16 protein-coding genes are annotated in these 15,478 nt (G+C 50.9%); 1 reads left to right on the top strand and 15 read right to left on the bottom strand.

Annotated features, from left to right (window positions below):
* Positions 1 to 12: 12 nt before the first annotated feature.
* The 14 genes from NZD86_RS11055 to NZD86_RS10990 all read right to left on the bottom strand — a co-directional run bounded on the left by NZD86_RS11055 (position 13) and on the right by NZD86_RS10990 (position 13,598).
* On the bottom strand, positions 13 to 915 hold the full coding sequence (locus NZD86_RS11055) for a M50 family metallopeptidase (RefSeq protein WP_268046595.1): 903 nt from the start codon (positions 913 to 915) through the stop codon (positions 13 to 15).
* The gene (locus NZD86_RS11050) at positions 912 to 1,802 is read right to left on the bottom strand and encodes a M23 family metallopeptidase (protein ID WP_268046594.1); all 891 of its coding nucleotides are present in this window, start codon (positions 1,800 to 1,802) and stop codon (positions 912 to 914) included. Before NZD86_RS11050 ends, NZD86_RS11055 begins: the two co-directional genes overlap by 4 nt.
* A 113-nt stretch (positions 1,803 to 1,915) precedes the next feature.
* On the bottom strand, positions 1,916 to 2,710 hold the full coding sequence (minD, locus tag NZD86_RS11045) for a septum site-determining protein MinD (protein WP_268046593.1): 795 nt from the start codon (positions 2,708 to 2,710) through the stop codon (positions 1,916 to 1,918).
* The gene (locus tag NZD86_RS11040; RefSeq protein WP_268046592.1) at positions 2,707 to 3,429 is read right to left on the bottom strand and encodes a septum site-determining protein MinC; all 723 of its coding nucleotides are present in this window, start codon (positions 3,427 to 3,429) and stop codon (positions 2,707 to 2,709) included. The genes minD and NZD86_RS11040 overlap by 4 nt, the downstream gene beginning before the upstream one ends.
* 149 nt (positions 3,430 to 3,578) lie before the next feature.
* Positions 3,579 to 4,094 carry a rod shape-determining protein MreD gene (gene mreD, locus NZD86_RS11035; RefSeq protein WP_268046591.1) on the bottom strand — a complete coding sequence of 172 codons (516 nt, stop codon included), beginning with the start codon at positions 4,092 to 4,094 and terminating at the stop codon, positions 3,579 to 3,581.
* Positions 4,091 to 4,966: a rod shape-determining protein MreC gene (mreC, locus tag NZD86_RS11030; protein WP_268046589.1), complete on the bottom strand. Its 876-nt coding sequence runs from the start codon at positions 4,964 to 4,966 to the stop codon at positions 4,091 to 4,093. The genes mreD and mreC overlap by 4 nt, the downstream gene beginning before the upstream one ends.
* 26 nt (positions 4,967 to 4,992) lie before the next feature.
* Positions 4,993 to 6,027 (bottom strand): rod shape-determining protein, encoded by a 1,035-nt coding sequence (locus NZD86_RS11025; RefSeq protein ID WP_268046588.1) that lies wholly within the window; start codon positions 6,025 to 6,027, stop codon positions 4,993 to 4,995.
* A 24-nt stretch (positions 6,028 to 6,051) separates the two neighbouring features.
* The gene (gene radC, locus NZD86_RS11020; RefSeq protein WP_268046586.1) at positions 6,052 to 6,750 is read right to left on the bottom strand and encodes a RadC family protein; all 699 of its coding nucleotides are present in this window, start codon (positions 6,748 to 6,750) and stop codon (positions 6,052 to 6,054) included.
* Between the two features lie 104 nt (positions 6,751 to 6,854).
* Positions 6,855 to 7,103, bottom strand: coding sequence for a DUF4321 domain-containing protein (locus tag NZD86_RS11015; RefSeq protein WP_268046585.1), 249 nt, complete (start codon positions 7,101 to 7,103; stop codon positions 6,855 to 6,857).
* Positions 7,104 to 7,204: 101 nt separating this feature from the next.
* Positions 7,205 to 8,272 carry an SPOR domain-containing protein gene (locus tag NZD86_RS11010; RefSeq protein ID WP_268046584.1) on the bottom strand — a complete coding sequence of 356 codons (1,068 nt, stop codon included), beginning with the start codon at positions 8,270 to 8,272 and terminating at the stop codon, positions 7,205 to 7,207.
* Between the two features lie 53 nt (positions 8,273 to 8,325).
* Positions 8,326 to 9,357, bottom strand: coding sequence for a type IV pilus twitching motility protein PilT (locus NZD86_RS11005; protein ID WP_268046583.1), 1,032 nt, complete (start codon positions 9,355 to 9,357; stop codon positions 8,326 to 8,328).
* A gap of 158 nt (positions 9,358 to 9,515) precedes the next feature.
* On the bottom strand, positions 9,516 to 11,342 hold the full coding sequence (locus NZD86_RS11000; RefSeq protein WP_268046582.1) for an alkaline phosphatase family protein: 1,827 nt from the start codon (positions 11,340 to 11,342) through the stop codon (positions 9,516 to 9,518).
* A 237-nt stretch (positions 11,343 to 11,579) separates the two neighbouring features.
* Positions 11,580 to 12,566 (bottom strand): resuscitation-promoting factor, encoded by a 987-nt coding sequence (locus NZD86_RS10995; protein ID WP_268046581.1) that lies wholly within the window; start codon positions 12,564 to 12,566, stop codon positions 11,580 to 11,582.
* A gap of 261 nt (positions 12,567 to 12,827) precedes the next feature.
* Complete coding sequence (locus tag NZD86_RS10990) at positions 12,828 to 13,598, bottom strand: prepilin peptidase (protein ID WP_268046580.1); 771 nt, start codon at positions 13,596 to 13,598, stop codon at positions 12,828 to 12,830.
* A 216-nt stretch (positions 13,599 to 13,814) separates the two neighbouring features.
* On the opposite strand from NZD86_RS10990, the gene NZD86_RS10985 reads away from it, so the two are divergent.
* Positions 13,815 to 14,012: a hypothetical protein gene (locus tag NZD86_RS10985; protein WP_268046579.1), complete on the top strand. Its 198-nt coding sequence runs from the start codon at positions 13,815 to 13,817 to the stop codon at positions 14,010 to 14,012.
* Between the two features lie 70 nt (positions 14,013 to 14,082).
* Here the strand turns inward: NZD86_RS10985 and murC are convergent, their stop codons facing one another.
* Positions 14,083 to 15,474, bottom strand: a complete 1,392-nt coding sequence (gene murC, locus NZD86_RS10980; RefSeq protein WP_268046578.1) for a UDP-N-acetylmuramate--L-alanine ligase — start codon at positions 15,472 to 15,474, stop codon at positions 14,083 to 14,085.
* Positions 15,475 to 15,478: the final 4 nt, after the last annotated feature.

The following is a 15,478-nucleotide window of genomic DNA, read 5'->3' as shown; positions in this document are numbered from 1 at the left end:
CAAGGAACGAATTCATGGTTCGTGAACCAAGTCCATCACAGGTTCCAACCAGCGACCTTCGAAGACGGCATCGAGCAGTTCCGTTTCTTCAAGGAGCGCCAACACCAGCCCGTCTTCTCCTAACACGTAGACGATATGATACCTGTCTGGTGCAAATTGAACGACAACATCTCGTATCGGTGTTGGACTCCGAACGGCGAGCGACTGCATTTTCAACACCGAATTGTCCTGTCGGCGTTTTGCATCCAGAAAGCGCATGGTTTCCGCACGTGTGTCTTTTCGTCCACGCCAGGCTGTGACAAACAAAAATAACCCAAGTAGCATCATGCCGAAATGCGGGTGTCCTGTGTACAAAGCAACAATTCCAGTTAACATGAGCAGGATGGAAAGTGCAAATGCCAAATTGTATGCCTCCATTGTCGCACGTTCGTACCCAACTTGGCGAGATCTCGCAGCGCGTAAAATACGACCGCCATCAAGCGGCAAACCAGGCAAGAGATTAAAGACACCAATCCAGATATTGAGTTGCATCGATTGCTGGTACAAGGTTAAGTCAATGACGTGCATTCCATATAAAGTGGCAGAGAGAATGCACAGTAGTAGATTGACGAACGGGCCGGCAATCGCCACCAGGGCCTCATCACGGGGCTGAAAACCCAAGCGAGCGTATGACAGCTTCGCTACCCCACCGAACGGCAGGAGCGAGACTTCCTCTACCTCATAGCCGCAAAATCGTGCGGTAAAGGCGTGCCCTAACTCATGTAACATGACAAACGTGAACAACAAAAGGGCAGTCTGCAAAAGATGCGTAAAGTATGCTCCAACGAGAAGTGCTATAAAAAGCGGGTGCACTCGCACCCGCCCGATACCAAAGGCACTGCCTATTGTTGTTTCGATTCGAGTCAAAACGGTCATTGTCCGCCTCCAGAAAACTGGATGAAATCATGCGGATTTTCATATTGACCATTTTTAACGAGCGAGAATCGAAGTGCGGGATGACTCGGTGTCGTCGGGAGCTTGCCGATGACTTCCCCCGAAGTCACGTACTCGTTTTCTTTAACCGTCACAGATCCCAATCCGGCGTAGATCGACGTTCCATATGATCCGTTGTCGATCTTGACCAACTCCGTATTGCCACTCTTGACAACTGTTAAAACAGTACCCGATCCCGCCGCTTGCACGCTTGACCCTGCCGCAGCCGCAATCCATACTTCCGGATGGTTTTTTCCGTAGTCATCGACAATCGTACCTTGAAGCGGCGAGTGAAGCTTTACTGCACTACCGCCAAACGTCGGTACACTCAAATGCAAATCAGAGAACGCCTTGGCAACCATCGGCTGTACTTTGTCAGTGTAGTCCGTATCAAACACAGACTGTGTCTGTGTATCAACTGACTTGGCAATTGGCTCGTCAGCGTGCTGAACAAAGTACCCGATGCCGACGAGAACCGCTGCACAAAATGTCTGCCACATCAGTGTCGAGGATGCTCGTGATGACTTCTTTGGCACAGGGTGATTGCGGATTGGACCCGAACTTGTCCTTGGTACAAATCCCTGCGATGGTTTCGTCGGTGCTGAAAATGCCTTGCGCCAAGCGCCGCTTTCAACCTGACGGAGACCTCCGTCATCCTCCGAGAATCCATAAGGGGATAGGTCAGCTTGGGGCTCCGTGACCCACCGCGACGGTGCCGGGACCGAGTCTCCCTCACGGGACTCATCTTGAACCATCCCTGTATGTTCTGTATCGTCAGACCACGATATATGTCTTGCCTGCCAAGGCCATCTCCTCTTGACATCGGCCATCGGCACAGCCCCCTCTCACTCATTCACCACATGGTTATGAAAGACGAAGGACAAGTATGAATAAAAAAAAGACGAACTGGAGTTTGTCCAATTCGTCTCACACAGGAGGTTCGTCATCGTCCCCCGATCAGCTTTTTCATCCGGCCCCAGAGGCCTCGCTTTTCCTCGAGCACCATGAGTGGCACGGAATCTCCAAGGATTCGTCGAGCGATGTTTCGGTAGGCGAGGCCCGCGGGTGTATCTGGATTCATCGCACTCGGTTCACCTCGATTGGAATTCCGGATGACTCCTTCATCGTCAGGTACGATGCCCAGTAAATCACACGCGAGAATCTGTACAATTTCATCAATGTCGAGCATTTCGCCGCGTTTTACCATGTCGGGTCGAATTCGGTTGACAATGAGCCTCGGTTGCCCAACCTGCTCGCGTTCCAACAGGCCAATGACCCGATCCGCATCTCTCACCGCGGCGTTTTCAGGCGTGGTCACGACAATTGCAAAATCCGCAGGGGCAACAGCAACGCGGAAACCATCCTCGATCCCTGCGGGGCAATCGATCACGACGTAGTCGTAATCCTCCTTCAGGGATGTGACGAGACCCTTCATCACATCCGGTGTCAGCACACTCTTGTCTTTTGTCTGAGCAGCCGGCAAGAGCGCCAGATGCTCGAACCGTTTATCCCGGATCAATGCCTGCTGCAACCGACAATCGCCGTTTGCGACGTCGATGATATCGTAAATGATGCGATTCTCGAGCCCCATGACAACATCCAAGTTGCGAAGACCAATATCTGCGTCGACAATACATACCTTCTTGCCGAGAAGAGCCAACGATGTCGCGATGTTGGCTGTCGACGTGGTCTTGCCGACACCGCCTTTACCAGATGTGACAACAATAGCTGAACTCATGCCCGATTCCCCTTTTGACTAACGCGGTTCAAACGAGATCGTGCTTTGTTCCATGAATAGAAGTGCCTCATTTGAGCAACCGCGAGAAGTCCATTTTCCAAATATGCGAATTCCATAAATGCGTGCAGTGGCTGGTCTTGGAGCCGCGGTGCGCGACTGACAACATCCCCAATCCGCAGCTGCATGGGCGAAAATTCAGTCGCGGCAACGATGCTGTCTGTGTCACCTTCAACGCCAGCGTGTGCAATTCCGAGGAGGCGCCCAAACACATAAATATCGCCCGTCGCACGAACTTCCGCACTTGGATTCACGTCTCCGACGATGACCACATCGCCTTCAAAGGCCATGGGTTGGCCTGCACGAATCACCCCGTGATAAATGGTTTGCGCACGACTGTTGTTTTTCCGGTGAAAGAGGGACTGCCTCGCTTGTGTCCCGCCACCCCAAGCCTTAATGGCAAAATTGGGCCTCGCCATAAAAAGGCTGAGTAGTTTCCCGCAATCTGACGGAGACATTTGCCTGCGCCCGTAATCGATTACGACCGCCACAATCGGTCCATCAAAGACTTTTCCCGATTGACCCGAGAGCAAATCCGTCACATATGCGCAGAGTTCGTCAATAGGTGCGTGTTCATCTAGAAGAAAAAGAAGACCGTCGCGGGTACCCTTCACCGTAACGAGCGGCTTCGTCTCATACAAGGATTCACTGTTGATTATCAACGGAAGTTCCCTCCAGGGTGGGCTCTTGCCCAACTCTCATTATTCGCCTTTCGGTACCTTGTTTCCTTCTCTAACCTATAACGAAAAAAACAACTCGCAATGCGAGTTGTTTTTAAATCGCCACCTATTGAACATGTGAGACGTTTCACTCATACATCTCCACTGGGCACATCGTAACGGCTCCGGCTCTGTTTCATAAAGAGTCGCGTGAGCAGCGGGTAGAGCATGAGAACAACTAAACCGTTGATGATCATTTCGATCAGTGACTGCGACAGAACAAACGTCGGACGATCCGCTGTCACATCGAACAATCGTGTCAACCCAAACGTGACCCACATGTGCATAAACGTCAGAACCAGCGTTGTGAGAAACGTGATGGCAAGGTTCCGATGAAGAAACTGACTGAACACGGCCCCTGCAAAGTACGCAACGAGACCATATGAGAAGGCATTCAAGCCAATGAATGAGCCATAACAGATGTCCTGGATGAGTCCGATTACGATTGCAAACGTAACGGCAGTATTCGGACCGCGCATCAACGCCATCAACACGAGAATGCAGAGGACGAATCCCGGGTGGATGGCATTGATAGGTGGAATCTGAAACAACGTTGCTTCCAGAATTAAACCAACCCACAACAGCAGAAACGCAATCGTCAGCCTCATTGGACTTGGCCCACCTGTTTCGGTGTTCGAACGACAAGCACATCTTGCAGATAGTCCAAGTTTGCTGACGGTTGAACAACTGCAGTTTTGGCCGTGTTGTGAGGGCCGTACTGAACCTTTGTGATCTTCCCGATAACAATACCCTGAGGGAATACATCACTTAAGCCAGACGTAACGACTTGGTCTCCCACCAATTGATTAGCGGGCAACTGAACTAGAGAACCCCAGAATGTCATATCCAGGGACCCTTGATTTCGAGTTGAGCCCGTCACAACACCAAACGGTTGGCTCGATGACGTGAGTGCCTTCGCCGCCACACCGTCACCAACCTGCGTGTCTGTGATCAGTACAACTTTGGCACTGTCCGATGCCACCTTCTCAATACGTCCCACTAGACTGCCGTCTGGAGCCACAACGGCCATATCCGGTCCCACACCTTCCCGGCTGCCCACGTCAATGGTCAGTTCCGAATTCCATAAGGACGGCTCGCGACCAACGACGTGTGCTGGAACAGGGTGCAATTGATTCTTGTTTTGCTGAACAAACCCAGCCATCTGCTGAAGGCGCGAGACTTCATTTTCAGTGTTCGTCAACTGCGCTTTTAACTTCTGGTAGTCTTGCATCTCGTGCTTTAGTTCAGCATTTTCCTGATACATGTTCCGCAAGCTTTGGAGGCCGCTGAAGAAGCCCGTCAACTTGCTTACCGGCCGATAAACCCAGCCCGACACGGTGTTCTGTACATTCATGACGATCTGCTCCGGCAAACTCGCTGTTCGACCTACCCGCGAAATCGTTAAACCAGCGATGACCATGAGCAAAATAATACTGCCCAGGAGCAGAAACAATCTGCGACTCGTTAGGTAACGGGACACCCGTATCCCTCTTCCCCTTCTGTTACTTAGCCTCTACCTTGCGCTTTACGCAAGGCAACCGTCCGCTTCCGGTAAACGTCATAGTTATCAAGCGCTTTGCCTGTTCCGATCGCGACACAGTCCAATGGCTCTTCGGCGACGAGCACAGGCATGCCCGTCTCGTCGGACAAACGCTTGTCAAGATTGCGGAGCAACGCGCCGCCGCCAGTCAAAACGATGCCGCGGTCCATGATGTCAGCAGCCAGCTCCGGCGGTGACTTCTCAAGGGTAACCTTGACTGCTTCGATGATGGAACCGACGGTATCGGACAGCGCTTCGCATATTTCCTCGGAACTGATGGTAAATGTTCGAGGCAACCCAGTGAGCAGATCTCTACCACGAATATCGAGCGACTTAGGCTCATCGAGTGGTGCAGCAGAGCCGATCTGGATTTTCAATTCCTCCGCTGTCCGCTCACCAATCATCAGATTGTATGTCTTCTTGACATATTGAATGATTGCTTCATCCATTTCATCGCCAGCGACGCGAATGGAGCGGCTGGTCACAATGCCACCAAGGGAGATAATAGCGACTTCAGTCGTTCCACCACCGATGTCAACCACCATCGATCCCGTCGGTTCACCCACAGGCAAACCTGCACCGATCGCGGCTGCCATGGGCTCCTCAATGACCTGTGCGTCTTTGGCACCGGCTTCCAACGCTGCATCCTCCACGGCACGCTTCTCAACGGCAGTGATGCCGGACGGAACGCTGATCATCACGCGAGGCTTGCCCGACCAATTCGATTTCGCCTTCATCGCTTGGCGGATAAAGTGACGAAGCATCGTCGAAGTGGTTTGAAAATCGGCAATGACACCGTCCTTCATTGGGCGAACGGCCACGATGTTTCCCGGCGTACGCCCGATCATCTGTTTTGCATCCGAACCAACTGCCTCAATGGCTCCGGTGTCCGTGCGCAATGCCACCACGGACGGCTCACGAACGACAATTCCGCGGCCTTTCACATACACCAGTGTGTTGGCTGTTCCTAAGTCCACGCCCATATCCCGTACTGCAAACATCGTTAGATGGAATCCCCTCTCAAATCAATTCTCCATGTAACCAGCCGCTCGTAGGCTGATGTAACGTCCATCCCCGATCACAATGTGATCCAACACTTCAATACCTAGTACCCGACCAGCTTGAGAAAGACGTTTCGTTACGGAGACATCCTCCCCACTCGGTGTCGGATCTCCGCTTGGATGGTTATGCACACATAGGATAGCAGATACACTCCGGCGAACCGCAATGCGAAAAATTTCCCGCGGATGGACGATAGATGCATCCAAACTCCCTATCGACGACGTCTCTTCCCCCAGTAATCGGTGCTTCGTATCCAAGAGCAGGGTTACAAAATGTTCCTTTTTAAGGTACCTCATCCTATCCATAACATACCTGGCAGCATCATCTGCTGTACGAATTTGTAGTCTCGTGTCGGTTGGTTTTTGAGCAATACGCCGACCTAACTCGATGGCAGCAGCAATCTGCAACGCCTTTGCTCGTCCAATTCCCGGAACGTTCAAAAGCTCTGCAACCTCCATGTCGGCAAGCGCGTAAATACCGCCAACCTCATGCAGGACCGCTTGTGCAATATCATGAACAGTGTTTTTACCCGAGCCCGACTGCATGACACACGCAAGTAACTCGTCTGCACGCAAAGCGGCTGGTCCAAGCCGCAACAAGCGCTCGCGCGGCAACTCAGACGGAACGGGTGAGGCGAGGATGGAGTCTTCATGTACAACCACAAACATCCCTCCGACAGGCAGTTTGCTACACTGTACGAAGGAATGAGAAATACCACAAACCCAAAAGTTTATATGTATTGATGTTCACATTCAACCGAAAAAAATTATTTGGAACGGCGTGAAAGTAAATAGCCCCCAGCAAAACCGACAAGTGTTCCCCAATTCACCGACAGCGTCATTGCTATCGAAAACTGAATGACCGCCAAATCGACGCTTGGGTGCCATGACACGTGTGTGTGCGGCTTTAAGATTGGTAAACGTGGTGCTAGAAGCGTGTCCGCAATTGTGCCCATCACTGTTGTTGCGGCAACCAGACCGATTCTATGCCATGCCGTTTTGCGCACTACCTTCACCTCAGTCTGGAGTCGTGCATAACGTTCACAATTCGACGGAGGAACCGATATTCCTGCCGAACTGTGTCGAAAGAAATATGAACAACTTGTGGCAAGCACGCTTACGCATTCATACCTGACAGGCTGGCGAGCTGACCAAGCGAAGCAATAACATGTTGCATGGCCGCCTCTTTTTGATGCGCCTTTAACGCCGCATTCGCTGCCACCAGAGAGGCCTGCAGTTTTGCTAACTGGTCGCTTATCCCCGTTTGGGCAATGACAGAATCTCCGGGATAATCTTTCAAAGCATTTGACAATGCTAGCTGCGCGTCTTCGATCCGTCCGTTATCAGACAACCACGCAGTCAAAGCGAGGATTGCGCTGGAACTTTCAGACAGCCAGGCCTCCGTTTCTTGAAGCGCACCCTTGTCTGACGTCCCCAATACCGGTATCTGTCTTGTATGACTAGCAAGCGGCTTCACAACGGGATTTAGACCCGATCCTTTGGCTGACTTCGCCTCTACCGCTGCGTCCTCTTGGTGGACAGCGACACTTGAAACCACTTGAAACCCTTGAATCGGGACAATCACTGCTGGGATCCTCCGTTTTTTCAACATAGCCACCTCAGCCTGAGCTTCTCCTAACGAAGAATACGAGCCAAAATTCACGGCATACGTTTGAAACGATGGAACAGACAACATCGTCCTTGGGACCGTAACAGCAGAAGTAGATACCATATTGGTCGTCGTTGACGTTGCGTCTTGAACCGCCACCGTGTCAACTGGCCCCATTTGATGAAACAGGAACATGGCGAGGCAGCCGAAGACCATCCCAACCAATAGGCCACCTTTCAGACTAGCCAGGCTACCTCTAGCCTGTTTTGGAAAAATAGTGCGCAGTACATATGTAGCCAGTTCAGCTGTCAGCCGATAAAAACCCGTGAGGACGGTTCGATGTTTCCCTTTTTGGCGGCCGCGGCGTGTTGGTGGGATCGCAGGAGCAACGGTTGACCTTCGCAAACTTTCGAGACTGATCGGTTTGTCCACAGTACCTGTTGATCTGAAATCGACGGCAACCCGGCTCATCTGGCGTTCCTGATGACCAGCTTCATGCAATTCCCACTCTTTGTCTCCCAGGCGAACGAGGATCGATGATGACTGTGTTTTCGTCTGTGCTCCGGCTTCCGCCACATCTGTCGCCTCCCAAAGTCTCATTACTAGACTCTATGGGAGGGAGATAGATTCTATGCCATCAAATCAAGAAATGGCTGTGCGACAGACTGCGATATTTCACCGCGAGTTAACCGATCACGTGCCGCCATAGCAAACGTCTGCATTCCAATTTGGCGAGAGGTTTGCATGACCAAGCGCAATTGGTGCGTTTTTTGTGTTCGAATGAGGTTTCCAACTGCAGGGTTATTCAGTAGTAATTCCGCGATGACTACTCGGCCTTGGCCTTGCGCATGCGGTACGAGTCGCTGAGAGACGACACCTAACAGAATGGTTGAGAGCTGGGAACGAATTTGAGGTTGTTGATCTGGCGGAAACAAATCAATCAATCTATCAATGGTCTGAACGGCGTCCCCCGTGTGCAGCGTGGACAGGACGAGATGTCCAGTCTCCGATGCCGTCACGGCTGTTCGAACGGTCTCAAGATCCCGTAACTCCCCCACCAAAATGACATCCGGATCTTGTCGGAGAGCCGCTCGCAGCGCTGGTGCAAACCCGCTCGTGTCGATGCCAATTTGCCGTTGATGAATCATGGATTGGCGATGACGATGGACGTACTCAATGGGATCCTCTAGTGTGATAACGTGTTTTGCTTGCGTGGAATTAATATGGTCAATAAGGGTCGTGAGGGTGGTCGTCTTACCGCTTCCCGTCGGTCCAGTCACTAAGATTAGCCCATGCGGCTGTTCCAACAGTTGGATGAGCGCACCCGGCAGCCCCAAGGACTCAAAACTCGGAATCGTATCGGCCACCACCCGAATGGCCAACGCCTCATTCCCCTGTTGGTGAAAAGCGTTGACGCGAAATCGGTTTCCACACGCGTCCGTATATGCAAAGTCCACTTCTCCCACTCGGTTTAGGGTCTCTAACTGCTCTCGCCCCAGTAGGCTATGTGTCCACTCCCTCATAGCGTCAGCTGTGGCAATATCCCCTTTTGGCAACAGTTTCCCATGGACACGGTACATGGGCTGATGGTCAACGCCCAGATGGAGATCACTCGCCTTCATGTCAATCGCCGTTTCTAGTAAACACTGTATTTGCATCATCCGCTAACCCTCCCGTGTCATAACAGGCGAATGATTCGCGATACGTCCATCATACTCCTCCTTGATCCATCGACCTCTTCCGACAAGAAAACAGGCTGACCGAAGAGTGTATACCTCCTCGGTCAGCCTGCTCATTCAGTTTCACGAACTTGAACAGATTAGTTGCCCGCGTCAAACAGGACGGAATTCTTGTAGTTGACAACCTTAACACCAAGTACTACTGCGAGATTGTCAATAGGAACCGTAAGTGCTCCCTTGACCGTTTGAAGTGGTGCGCCGAGTTCCACCGATTGACCATCGACGGTGGCGTGATTACCATGCATCGGAATGACCACGTGACTGCCATTATAATCGAACCACACATCATGCTTGTCTTGCGAGAAACTCACGTCTAGGTTTTGTGCCAAGTTGGACATGCTCATATACGTAAACCCGTTAGCACTGTAAGGTGCAACATCCGGTGATACGGGTTCACCCGTCGACGAGTCCAACATCAGCTTGCCGTTCTGCGGTCCGTCCGTGAAGTCAAACATGTTGTTTAGTGAACCTGCGATTGCATCGAACGATCCATCACCGATCCGGCCTAAATCCCAGTTATCTTCAATAAAGCGCAGGATAGAAGTCTGGTCGGTGAGTGTGTTGTCCACGTAGTTCCGCTTTGCATACGGAGAGATGACGAGAAGCGGTAAGCGGGGACCATAGCCTGCGCGATCCTCGTATGTGCCGAGGACAGGCTTGCCCGCATCACCTTTGCCAGCGAGCGTGTCGTAGTTGGGATCATTTGAACCGTTTACGAGTGGTCCCAATACATGGTCATACCACCCGTCTGAGTCATCGTATGAGACGATGATGGCCGTATTCTGCCAGTCCGGTAAGCTTTGAATATGGTTGATTGTATCGACAATCCACTTTTGTTCATCCGTCGGATCGGAGTAACTAGCATGTCCGTCCTCGTACTCAGGTGCCTTGAGAAAACTTACAGCCGGCATATTCCCGGCATCTGCAGCCTTCCAGAAATCTGTGATGTCGTATTGATGGTTGGCTTGATCCGCCTTGCCGATCATCGCCGTACTCGTTGGCGGCAGGTGGTTCGGATTTGCCGTGGACTTGTAATACTGGAACGGCTCATGGTGCGCACTGTAGTCTGTGGAAGCGCTGCCTCCTACGTTGTTGCTTTTTGTAGAGGTGTTGGCGAATCCACCTTCAAACCAACCCCACGTTACATTCTTCGCGTTTAACAAGTCACCGACATTTTTCCCACTCATAGCAACTGTAGGACCTTTTGAAAAGTTATCATAGTACGGATCTTGGTCACCGACCAACGTACCGTTTGCACTAACGCTGCTCGTAGGGAAATTTGTATCCCCGGGCTTCAGTACGGTTTGGCTCTTCGTCACATTGTCTGCGTAAACGGTAGCCCCAGCAGTCTGACCAGATATGAGGTTGACAGCCCCAACCGACGAAGGCCCATAGTTCGTCCCAAAGGAGTTGTCGTTCAACGCGTAATGTTGGGCATAGTTCCAAATTCCAGTGACCGTGTTGCCATCATAATAATTTAGGACAACACTGTTGCCACGACCTGTACCTTTGATAAAGTTGTCCATCTTTCCGTTATCAGCCGCTGTTTGTTCCGCGGTATAGCCGTGATCGTTACTCTGTGTAATGGGCTGCGATGGATCTAAGCGCTGTGGGTTGGTCCCGTTGGGATTGTTCGTCAACAGCGAACCCGTTAATCCGTTGACAGAAGGCGTATTTGGCGCTGGGTAAAACGGTGCCTCTCCGTCCGGATTCGTTGCATTGGGATAAGTGCCAAAATAGTGATCAAACGAAATGTTTTCATCGAAAATGACGACGACATGCTGAATCGGTGTCGTGGTGGTTGGCTCGGAAGCGGCTGTTGCGGCAGACGCCACAGGTCCCGCCGACAGTGCGAGCAACACCGCAGACGAGGCTGAAAGGGTCGCTGATTTGACCAATTTACGCATCGTGACAAGCCTCCTAAGTCTATGTACTATTTCGAGATGAAACTAACATAGATTTGTTGAGGATACATGAATAAAATGTAAATTTGATGAAAATGGACTTTCACAAGATTTTAATGTTCTCCAACGGAAAAACCGTGGTATCCTTATATACACGCGGTGAAAAAAAGAAGCGCGAAACCTTTCGGTTCCGCGCCACAAGCCCTTTTACCCTATCGTCCTCCGATAATGTTTCCGAATCTACTTCACGATGTAAACCGTAACCGTACGTTCGCCCCACTGGCTTGCCGCTGATGCAGAACCCATACAGATGTCAATGTGATGGCCGACAATGGCTCCACCCGTGTCGGCAGCTGTGTAGGTGCCCAGCCCTGGAATATAAACTTTGCTTCCAAGGGGAATGACGTTCGGGTCTACAGCAATCACCCCAGGCTGTGCAGGCCGACCCGTGGCAGTTACACCCCCGGCAGCGTACGCCGTTGCTAACACCGTCATGGATGACTGGACCATTCCACTGCCTGGTGAACCACTACGACTCGCTAACGTGTAGTGATGCACAGCGGTGGCTGTTCCAACTTCCACAATTTGATTCACAGGTTGATGAACAACCTTTTTTGTCACAGTCTCGGATATTTTGTGTCCGTCCCGATACACGCTTGTTGTCTGTAGTTGAAGCGACCCTTTCACACCGTGCGCCACCACTTTTTCATGTCCAGAAAGCAATTGCGCTGACCGGCGACGTATGGTCTGAAATGGTATATCCTGCGTCTTCGTAGACACTTTCTCTGTTGTACTGTGAATGGAGATTACCTCTCCATCCGACAGCGACGAACTGTTTGGAACACTGACGTGATCGGAACTTGTGAGGGAGATCCCTTGATCTTTCAAGAGTTCCCCGACCGAGTTGTCGAACGTCGACACTGTCTCGAGTTTTCCATTGTCGTTTATCGTGATTGCCTTTGGATGTTCGATGTTCACGACCATGTGGTTCTGCACAGGGCTGTCAATGGACGGACTGACATGATCTCGAGACTTTACTTGAATACCGTAACGCTTGAGAAACTGTCCAACCGTGCCTGTGCTAAATCCACACAACGTCCTGCGTTGCCCGCTGTCTTGAACCGTCACCGTCTTGAACGTGGCACCGTAAGTGGTAGCCGCGCCCCCCAACAGAGTAAACGTTGCTGCCGCTGTTGCGTAGACGGCGGTCGACTTTGGTAGACGCACTCCATCACCTCTTCCTAACTACCTACTAGAGAAAGAAGGCTGATAGGGGTAAGGCTGTGGCTAGTATATCCATCCCCTAAAACAAATGCAAGACAACTTTTGTCAGCCATCTGTTCTCGTTGATTGGAGATAGTGTATAACAGACCCTATGACAGTTGTTGCTGAAACATGTCGGCGATGGACTGGAATTCGGATCGACTTTCTGACAACGTTCGTCAAAAGTAGCGCCAAAATAGGGCACCAGCCATCGTCAATGGCATCTTATAAGCCCAGTACAACGTGCTCATACCACGCGGGTACCCCATTCAGGATAAACTGCGTGAGTCCTACAGAAGCAACAATGAATGGAACAAACGGGATGTAATGATTTGCTGGTAGACGCTTCGTAAACCGCAAAGTACCTCCGACACTCGTTCCGATAAAAGCAGCGACGACAAACGATTCTACGGTGAGAGCCGGCCCTAGAAAGGCACCGATAGAGAGATACAACTTCGCATCCCCGAGGCCCATCTTGCCTTTCGATAAAATATGGACAAGAAAAATCATCATAAAACCAACAAACATGCCAACTAAAGGCTTCCATACACTATGGCATACCAAAATCATTGCGACGTATATGACAAAGGCACTCGAGTACGTCAGCCAATTCGGGACAATGAGTGCCGTGAAATCCGTGCTCATGGCAATGACAAATACAAACCAGAGAAAACAAGACACGATTGCGGTAAATATCGACGGTTCCTGCCAGAAGCTCAAGACGACGGCGATTGCAAGCGTCAATTCTTGGGCTGGGTAGCGAACTGAAATGTCGTGTTTGCACGTTGCGCAACGACCTCGTAAAACCAACCATGAAATGACTGGAATCAGTTCATGGCCCCTCAGTTTACGACCACAATTCGTACAGTGAGACCCTGGATGAACGATGGACTCACTCCGCACAACGCGATCGCCCACGAGCGTTGCAAATGACCCAAATACGAGACCGACAACAAATAAATACAGGGATATCATCAAGTGTAAGCTCGAGGACATCACATCACCTCTTCTAAGTCCCTGCGTTGATTCGACACCACTTGGCACGATCCTTCAACATTCGTCTCTGGTTTTCTAAGTGTGATATAATTGAATTGTAGGACAAGCTTATGACATCGAAATGATGTGTCCGTCTGTATCCCCTATGGGGAAGCGTTCACAGATAAGATTCGCGTTCTGACGATTTGTTCGGACTACCTTTAAAGGAGTGTTGGTATGTACCGCCGACCTTCGTTTTTGGTCAGCGCGATCCTCTTTATCGTGCTGTTATTCGTTCTATCAGCGTTTATTGCGTTCTTCATTAAAATTGCATTTCTCGCCCTGGTTGTGGCTGCCGCATACTACCTGTACGCGAGAGCTGTTGCTTCACTTAGCCAGAGACAACGACGAAATTCACACCGATCAAATCGTTAAGTTGAGACAAAGGTCCGCTCCATGGTTGGAGCGGACCTTTTCGTATCCAGTGATGATCATTCGTTCAGTTTTACACTAGAGCTTTACGCGCGCCGCGCTCCAGGTCATCCCCGAGACGCACCGCAACTTTCCATATATCCCCTGCCCCCATGGTCAGTACCAGGTCACCAGGGCGAACCGTTCTCTGTAAATACTCTACGATTTCATCCTTTGTAGCCATATATCTCGTGTTGGAATTACTTTGAACACCGATCTCGTTCGCTAAGCGTTCAGCCGTCACACCTTCGATCTGCTTTTCCCCAGCTGGGGAGTAAATGTCTGAAATAATGACTTCATCCGCTTGGGAGAAGGAACGCGCGAAGGCGTCGAACAAGAAATAGGTTCTTGTATAGCGCTGCGGCTGAAAAACGGCCACAATTCGGCGGCCCGTTGCCTTTGCCGCGGCAATTGTTGCACTGATTTCCGTGGGATGGTGTGCATAGTCGTCGATAACGAGCACATCACTCGCCTCTGAAATGACCTGAAATCTCCGCTTCGCCCCATGAAACTCCGTCAAAGCCATGGCAATTTGGGCAAACGTCAGACCAGCTTCGCGACCGACTGCATACGCTGCTAATGCATTGTGAACATTGTGTTCGCCAGGTAATGAAAGAATCAGCCTGCCAGCAAATTCACCGTTCATATATACGTCAGACGAACTGGTCCGATCCAGAAGCTGTATGTTACGAGCTTGGATATCCGCATCTGGGCTGAATCCATATGTGATAACCCGGGACTTAGCTTGTGATTTCAATTCTCTAAGATGCTCGTCATCCGCAGATAAAACTGCCAACCCATCTTCAGGTATTTGACTGATGAACGTCCGGTAGGCATTCTTCAGATTTTCGAACTGACCATCGTAGTGCTCTAGATGGTCTGCCTCAACGTTTGTTACCACTGCGATAGCCGGATGATAGTGTAAAAACGACCCGTCCGACTCATCCGCCTCTGCTACTACAAAGCGACCAGCGCCAGCTTTCGCATTATCCCCGATGTTTGAAACAACGCCACCGATGACGAAGGTAGGATCTAGATTATTGCGCTCCATCATATATGCAATCATTGATGTTGTCGTCGTCTTACCATGCGCTCCCGTGACAGCGACGCCCAAGCGATCCACCATTAACCGAGCCAACATTTCGCTGCGGTGAATCACGGGGATATTTTTCGCCTTCGCTTCAACCAGCTCAACGTTGTCCGCATTCACTGCCGTGCTGTGAACAACGATATCGGCTCCAGCGACTTGACCTTTGTCATGACCGTAATAAATTCGTGCCCCACGAGCGACGAGACGCTCCGTTAGTTCTTGTCGAGATACGTCTGAACCGGATACCTCGTAACCTAAATCCAGCATGACGCGAGCAATGGCACTCATTCCATACCCACCAATGCCAACAAAATGCACGTGTTCCGAACCGCGCACGCGC

This window comes from Alicyclobacillus dauci, assembly GCF_026651605.1.
Taxonomy (GTDB): domain Bacteria; phylum Bacillota; class Bacilli; order Alicyclobacillales; family Alicyclobacillaceae; genus Alicyclobacillus; species Alicyclobacillus dauci.
This window is presented reverse-complemented; position numbering and strand designations above follow the sequence as displayed.